The 7,867-nt window shown below is 37.2% G+C and carries 2 protein-coding genes and 1 pseudogene; all 3 read left to right on the forward strand.

Going from position 1 to position 7,867, the window contains the following annotated elements; genetic code table 11:
* Nucleotides 1-140: 140 nt before the first annotated feature.
* Complete coding sequence (locus AN944_RS18500; protein ID WP_235531005.1) at nt 141-2,954, forward strand: insulinase family protein; 2,814 nt, start codon at nt 141-143, stop codon at nt 2,952-2,954.
* Between the two features lie 275 nt (nt 2,955-3,229).
* Complete coding sequence (locus tag AN944_RS18505) at nt 3,230-7,519, forward strand: EAL domain-containing protein (protein ID WP_055026132.1); 4,290 nt, start codon at nt 3,230-3,232, stop codon at nt 7,517-7,519.
* 82 nt (nt 7,520-7,601) lie between these two features.
* Nucleotides 7,602-7,867: pseudogene (locus tag AN944_RS18510) on the forward strand (hypothetical protein); the annotation flags it as partial.

Raw genomic sequence — 7,867 nt, forward strand, 5'->3', positions numbered from 1 at the left:
ATTGTAGCCTTAAATAACTCATCCACAAAGAAACAATGAAGGATATTTAATTAGTCTTTAGTCGATATTTTCATTAGTTATTTGCTAAAAAGCCGCAACGAGATCAATATATAGCTAGCCTTCTTATCTGGAGCATCATCTTGACCATAAAACCAGACATTGAATTAAAAACTGTAGACAACATAATAACAAGTCCAAATGACCATCGACACTATCGTCATGTCGTGTTATCGAATGGATTAAAAGTCTTACTTGTAGAAGATAAAACAGCAACCCAAGCTGCTGCTTCGATGACCGTGTCTGTCGGCCACTTTGACGATCCTGTTTCTCGCCCTGGTATGGCACATTTTCTTGAGCACATGTTATTTTTAGGCACTGAAAAGTTTCCTGATTCAGGTGAATACCATCAATTCATCAATCAGCATGGTGGTTCAAACAACGCATGGACTGGCACAGAACAAACAAACTTTTTTTACAGTATCGACGCAGAGCATTTCGAAGAATCTCTTGATAGATTCAGCCAGTTTTTTATTGCACCCAAGTTTGATTTAGAACTAGTCGACAGAGAAAGGCATGCCATAGATTCAGAATACAGTCTTAAATTAAAAGATGACATTAGACGGGTTTATCAAGTTCAAAAAGAGTCTATTAATCCTCAGCATCCATTCAGTAAATTCTCCGTGGGGAATTTACAAACCTTAGCAGGCGATGAAGCAGAAGTGCGTCAAGAGTTACTCGACTTTTACCGTTCTAAATACAGCGCCAACATCATGACCTTATGTTTGGTATCTCCACACTCTCTTGATCAACAAGCACAATATACGCAACATTTTTTTGCCAGCATTGTAAACCGTAACCTTACATCCAATTATCCAGATACCACATATTTAACTGATAATCAGCGACTTACCCATATCAACATTTCCCCGGTAAAAGACCAGAAAAGGCTGAACATCAGTTTTGCGCTACCCTCAATTGAGCAATTTTATAAGCGTAAACCACTCACTTTTATAAGTCATTTACTGGGTAATGAAAGCCCTGGAAGTTTGTTGTCATATTTAAAAGAGCAAGGTTTTGCTAATAACTTGTCTGCTGGAGGTGGCGTCAATGGCTATAACTTCAAAGATTACAGCATTAGTATCCAACTCACTGATAAAGGTTTAGAACAACTCGATACCATTATCGAGTGCACGTTTGAATATATAAAACTAATCACTACTGATGGAATTGAATCATGGCGTTATCAAGAGCGAGCCAGCTTGTTAGCCACAGCATTTAAATATCAAGAACAAATCAAGGCGCTCGATCTGGCCAGTCATTTAAGCATCAATATGCAGCACTATGATATCGAAGACGTCGTATACGGCGATTATCGTATGGATGCAATGCATGCAGACGAGACTCTCGCGCTATTGGCATTGTTATCTCCTGACAACATGAGAACACAATTAGTTTCCAAAGAAGTGAGCACTAACCAGCAAGCACAATGGTACTTTACCCCCTACTCTGTTGAAAAAATTCCAGCAGAAAAAATTGCACAATGGGGAAAAGTAACCCCAAGGAAAGCGCTAACGCTTCCCACTAAAAATCCATTCATAGTCGATAACCCAACATCAAGAGTAGAGCACAGTGAAAGTGATGTACCACTAGTGGTTGCAGAAGATGCAGGATACAGAATTTGGCACCGAAAGGACGATGAATTTAATGTCCCCAAAGGCCATATCTTTTTGTCATTAGATTCTGAAAATGCAAGCCCAACACCTAAACACGCAGCATTAACCAGACTTTATGTTGAAATGGTATTGGACTACATGACTGAGGCCACTTATCAAGCTGAGGTCGCAGGACTAAATTACAATATTTACCCTCACCAAGGAGGGATCACTCTGCACTTAACAGGTTTCACCGGTAACCAAGAAACACTACTAGCATTGGTTATTGAAAAGGCTAGAGAAAGAAACTTCACACAAGATCGGTTTAAGCTAATTAAAAAACAACTACTCAGAAGCTGGACTAACGCCTCACAAGCTAAGCCGATAGCGCAATTATTTACCAGCTTAACGGTCACCTTACAAAAACGTTCCTATGAGCCTGCTCGCATGGCAGAGATGCTTGAGGACGTCACTCTCGATGAGCTTCACAACCATGTCAGCGCGTTTTACGAGAAAATATACGTAGAAGGTCTTGTTTACGGTGACTGGTTAGTTAACGAAGCCCAACAACTCGCTAAACGGTTAAAACAAGTATTGTCACTTGTCACTAAACCCAGCTCGGAATCGAGTAGAGAGCTAATAAATATTGCAGGGCAAGGGACGTTATTACGTGAACTATCGGTTGAACATCAAGACAGTGCCATTATTGTTTATTACCAGTCTAGTGACACTTCAGCTCATAAAGTAGGCTTATTTAGTTTGCTTAACCACACAATGTCGTCTACTTTTTTCCATGAGCTTCGTACAGAAAAGCAACTCGGTTATATGGTCGGAACGGGATATCTGCCACTCAATCGCCATCCAGGGATGATATTCTACATACAATCACCAACCACAGGTCCAAGAAACCTGCTTGAAGCCATTGATGAGTTTATTGCAGACTTTAATTATGCAGTGATGCAGATAACGAAAGAGCAATGGGAAGCGACAAAGCTTGGCTTAATCAATCAAATACTTGAAAAAGATGCCAACTTAAAAAGCCGCAGCCAACGTTATTGGGTCTGCTTGGGCAATCGAGATTACGACTTTAAGCAAAGGGAAAGAGTCGTTGAAGAGATTAAAAAGTTCACCCGAGCAGATCTCATCAAGTTTATTGTTACCAATATGCGCAGCAAGCATAGCGATAGATTAGTGATGTTCAATGCTGGAGAACAACATGATCATCTTGACCCCTTGCCTACAGCGACGAAAATTACTGACTTAAAAGGTTTTAAAGCGCAAGCAAATAAATTTGAGTTTTAGAGGGGCGACTGTCGAGCTTAAATTTTATTACAACTTTTACAAAGTATTTAAATCGACAGATAAAACAGCGAAAAAAACCGATTTTTAGCAGTAAAACAGTGATAATTGCGTAAAAGTTAAACGAGCAAGCACTTGCGTAGTATAAAAAAAGTACAACCGTAAAAAATATTTATTTTATTTACACTTACGATTTTTTGACAAAGTATTAACTTTCTGAAAAAGTGGAGTATTACCTTGAATAATTCTCGAATACAAAAGACAAAAGTATACTTTATATGCAATTACTAAGACGGTTGTTAATTTGTACAACTCTTTTAATCCAAAGCTTTTTGGGTTTAGCTTTGGCTGATTCAGGGACAAATTATGACCTTACACTCAGTACAGAAGTATACAATACTGAGGATGGCCTCTCTCAAGTAACAGTTACAAGTATTGCAGAAGATGCAGAAGGCTTTGTCTGGCTAGGGACTGTTAATGGTTTAAACAGGTTTGACGGCACAAATTTCAAACACTTTTTCGCTGAAGATTTGAATTCCAAATTGCCTAGCTCATTCATAAAAAGTCTCTTTATTGATAAGAATAACCGCCTAATAGTAGGTACTGATTCAGGCTTAGCATTGTACCGTGGAGATAAAGAAACATTCGAACCTGTTATTATTGATAACCAACCCATTACCCAATCAATATGGTCAATATCAGCCTTATCAAAAGGATTAGTCGTTGGTCTCGATAATAAGATAATTATACTTAATGAAGATTTAACTCGAGCCATGTGGGACTTCCAAAGTGAAGTTTTACAAGAAGTCAAAAAAGTAATAGAAGTTAATGGATCACTATATATTAGAAACTACAATGGTATCGTTTTTAAACTTGAAGAAGACCAACTTACAACAGTTGCCTTCGAATCTAATGATATTGGTATAATTTCTGATAAATTAATTATTTCCACTCAGGAAGGCCTGTTTAGTATCATTAATAACAAGAAGGAAAAAATTTCTGATGAAATTATGACCTACCTTGAGCCTTCAATATCAGGAAATGAACTAACATCAATTATTGACTCGGATATTGTTAGAATAAACTCTGAAAACGTGATCAAAAAAATTGGATTTATAGAGCAAGATGCAGCTAGAAAACGTCCATATATTAAAGAGACTAAATCTTCAATTTTCATTACTGATGTGAATTTAGGTGTTATTAAAATTGATCGTAATAGAAACTTAATTAAAAGCTCTAAATTCATAACAGACAATATTTGGGCAATAACACAAACTGAAGAAAATATATATTTAGCAACTGATTCTTTTGAAATCAGAGTTTTGGATAAATCACTTCAATATTCCCACTCTATTTCAATTAAAAATGCTTCAGGCCCAAAATCAATCAAGGTTCTCAACAAACATTTATATACTGGTAATATAACTGGTTTAACAATTACTGACCTCGAAACCTTAGAAACTAGCAAGATACTTGAGCGTCATATAAGTAATGTACAACTAAGTGAAGATAAAACTAAACTCTATGCCTCTACAATCAATGGGAAAATATTCGTCATTGAAGGTGATGAGGTTATTGAAACACTTACTACGGGTGAACGTTATCCAATTTTTGATCTCGTTGAGAGAGATAGTGCCCTATGGGTCGCAACTCAAGGTGGCCTATTTAAAATAACTAATGGGAATTCTGAAAAAATTTACTCAGAAAGCATGGTGACAACATTAAAATTTGACGAGAATTACCTTTATTTTGGTACAAGAAATTCATTATTACAGTTAGAAATAATATCAAACCAACTCAAAGAAATTTTCAAACATAATAAATTAGTTTACTCAATAGAGTTATTTAATAACTTTTTAGTTTCATCATCAGCAATGGAACTCAACATTACAAATAAAACAAACTTTAAAAATTTGAAATTGTCATCTAGAAATGGAGCTCAAGGTGACTACAACTCCCTAGCTTCAATTCGTTTGGATGATTACTCTTTATTTGGTGGTGCTAAGGGACTAAGTATTGTTAACCCCAATGAAATCTATAATGAAATACTTATTTCTGGAAGTACAGATGTTGCTTTAATAGATTTTTCATTATTTAACGTTTCTGAAAAAGTTGGCGGGGACATCCTGCAGCAACCGATTAATAAACAAGAAAATATTACTTTAAAATATTCTGACTACCCTTTCACATTTACTTTTGTAACTCCTGGTCAAGACTTAGATGAATTTGAGTTTTTCTATCAAATGCAAGGCCTAAACGATAGCTGGCTTCCATCTCAATATATTAACTCAGCAACTTATACCAACTTATCAGCTGGTGTTTATCAATTTAATGTTTATGCAATTAATAAACTTTCAGGTAAGCAAGGTAAAACGAAGTCTATAACAGTGACTGTTACACCACCGTGGTATTACTCTTTTGAAGCTAAACTAACCTATACACTTCTGTTTTTACTATTTTTATTAGTCGTATCTAAAATTCTTTTACGTCGTCGAGAAATTCAAAAGCAGATAGCTCTCAGTGAAGAACGACTAAAACTGTCTCTGTGGGGAAGCGGCGATGAAATGTGGGATTGGGATATTGAAACGGGCGAAATCTACCGCTCTAACATTTGGGGAACCCTTGAGTTTCCGCAAGATGGTCGACGCTCAGGCAAACCCGGTGAAGAAAGTAATATCCACCCTCTTGATCAACATCGCGTCAAAACTGCGTTAAATGATCACTTCAAAGGGCTTACAGATCACTTCGAAGTCACTTACCGAGTTAAAAGTCGCGAAGATTTATGGATGTGGATCCTTGATAGAGCCAAGATTGTTGAAAGAGACCACAAAGAAAACCCTGTTCGAATGACTGGTACGATTAAAAACATCAATAATTTAAAACAAACCGAAGAACAATTACGTTTATTTGAGCGAGCCATTGAAAACATCTCCGAAGGCATGTTTATTCTTGATGAAAAGTACCGTTTTGTCGAAGTTAACGATGCCTGTTGTGTATTAACAGCACAGCCTCGAGAAGAGTTTATAGGCCAGCTATTTACCTTCGGTCGTTACCCAGAATCATACTCTAATCAAGTGCACGCCTCATTGTCCCAGCAAGGTTGCTGGAGTAATGAATTAGAAGCTGATAGAGGAGACGGTAGTCACTTCTTAATGGAGCTTACCGTTGATGCGATTTATAACGAGCAAGGTGAAACAACTCATTATGTTGGAGTGTTCTCTGATATTACTCGTCGTAAACAACAGGAAGAAGAGCTACGTAAATTAACCAATAGTGACTTACTAACTGGGTTGCCAAATCGTTCAAGCCTGCAAGTTACACTGAATAATTTGGTTAAGAAAGATATCCATCACACGTTAATGGTTTTAGATTTGGATAACTTTAAGCGAATAAACGACTCGTTAGGGCATCAGATCGGTGATGAGTTGTTAGTTGATGTCGCCAAGCGTATTCAAAACAATGTTCCTAAGCACGTTAGTCTTTATCGACTTGGTGGTGATGAATTTGCAATATTAGTTGATCAAAACCCTGATATCGGCTCTTGTGCTGCTATAGCATCAAGAATAATAGATTCATTAAAAGAAGAATTTAAAATTGATAGAGAGTCCTTAGTTGTTGGCCTCAGTATTGGTATTGTGCTGTATCCAGAAGATGAGCAAAATGAGCAAGCACTATTAAGAAAAGCCGATATTGCGATGTACCACGCGAAATCTGGCGGCGGCAATCGTTATCAGTTTTACTCAGAGTCTTTAAACCAAAATGCACTTCGTCAGTTAGAAGTTGAAAATCTCATTCGCGAAGGCTTAAAAGAAGACCTATTTGAGGTTTACTATCAACCCAAGGTCGATTTGAAAAATGATAACCTTGTTGGAATGGAAGCACTGGTTCGCTTAGTTCACCCAGACTTTGGCGTTATCTCTCCCAACGAATTTATTCCGTTAGCAGAAGAAAATGGGTTGATTGTTGAGATTGGTGACTTAGTGCTCAGAAAAGCCTGCTTTGCAGCTCAAAAATGGCGTGAACAAGGCATCTTCACAGGCCGTGTCGCAATTAATCTATCTTCTAGGCAGTTTGCCCTACCAGATCTGCAACAACGCATTTCAACAGTATTACAGCTAACTAAATTACCCGCTTGTCATTTAGAGCTAGAGATCACTGAAAGCACCATTATCAAAAACCCTGAAAATGCTATCAAAGTCATGAATCAACTTTCTAAAATGGGCGTGACCTTGGCACTTGATGATTTTGGTACTGGTTATTCCTCTTTGTCTTATTTAAAACGATTCCCGATCCACTGTCTAAAAATTGACAAGTCATTTGTCGATGATATTAGTAAATCAGATCGTGATCTTAAAATGGTCGACAGTATTATTACCATTGCTCATAACATGGGGCTATCAGTCGTTGGTGAAGGTGTCGAGGACGATGCCCAACTCAATATACTCAAAGCACTCAAGTGTGAAGAGATACAAGGCTACATATTCAGTAAACCTGTTCCAGAAAAAGATTTTACTGAATTACTCAATATCAATTTCGATAAACAGGAATTAAAAACACTACAAAGTTAACATTGGCACAACAAGTGCAACTAGCAGTTCAGACGTCAAATAAAAAACTTTTTTATTAACCCTGAACTGAGAGATTAATACAATGATTAACGGAATTATCATAGCTGCACTTTTAACTTCTACTTCTACTGCCGCTAATATGACAATGGAAGTTTCACAGTCAATTGAGTCAAATAACAATTACATTGTTGGTCTACCTAATATCAAGTTTATTGACTCGCAAGTCGCAGGCCTACCGAATATTAAGTTTGTAGACACACAAGTTGCTGGTTTACCAAACATCAAGTTTGTTGATACCCAAGTTGCTGGTCTACCAAACATCAAGTTTGTTGATACCCAAGTTGCTGG

Origin of the sequence: Shewanella sp. P1-14-1, from assembly GCF_001401775.1 — a bacterium.
In the GTDB taxonomy this organism is placed as follows: Bacteria; Pseudomonadota; Gammaproteobacteria; order Enterobacterales; family Shewanellaceae; genus Shewanella; species Shewanella japonica.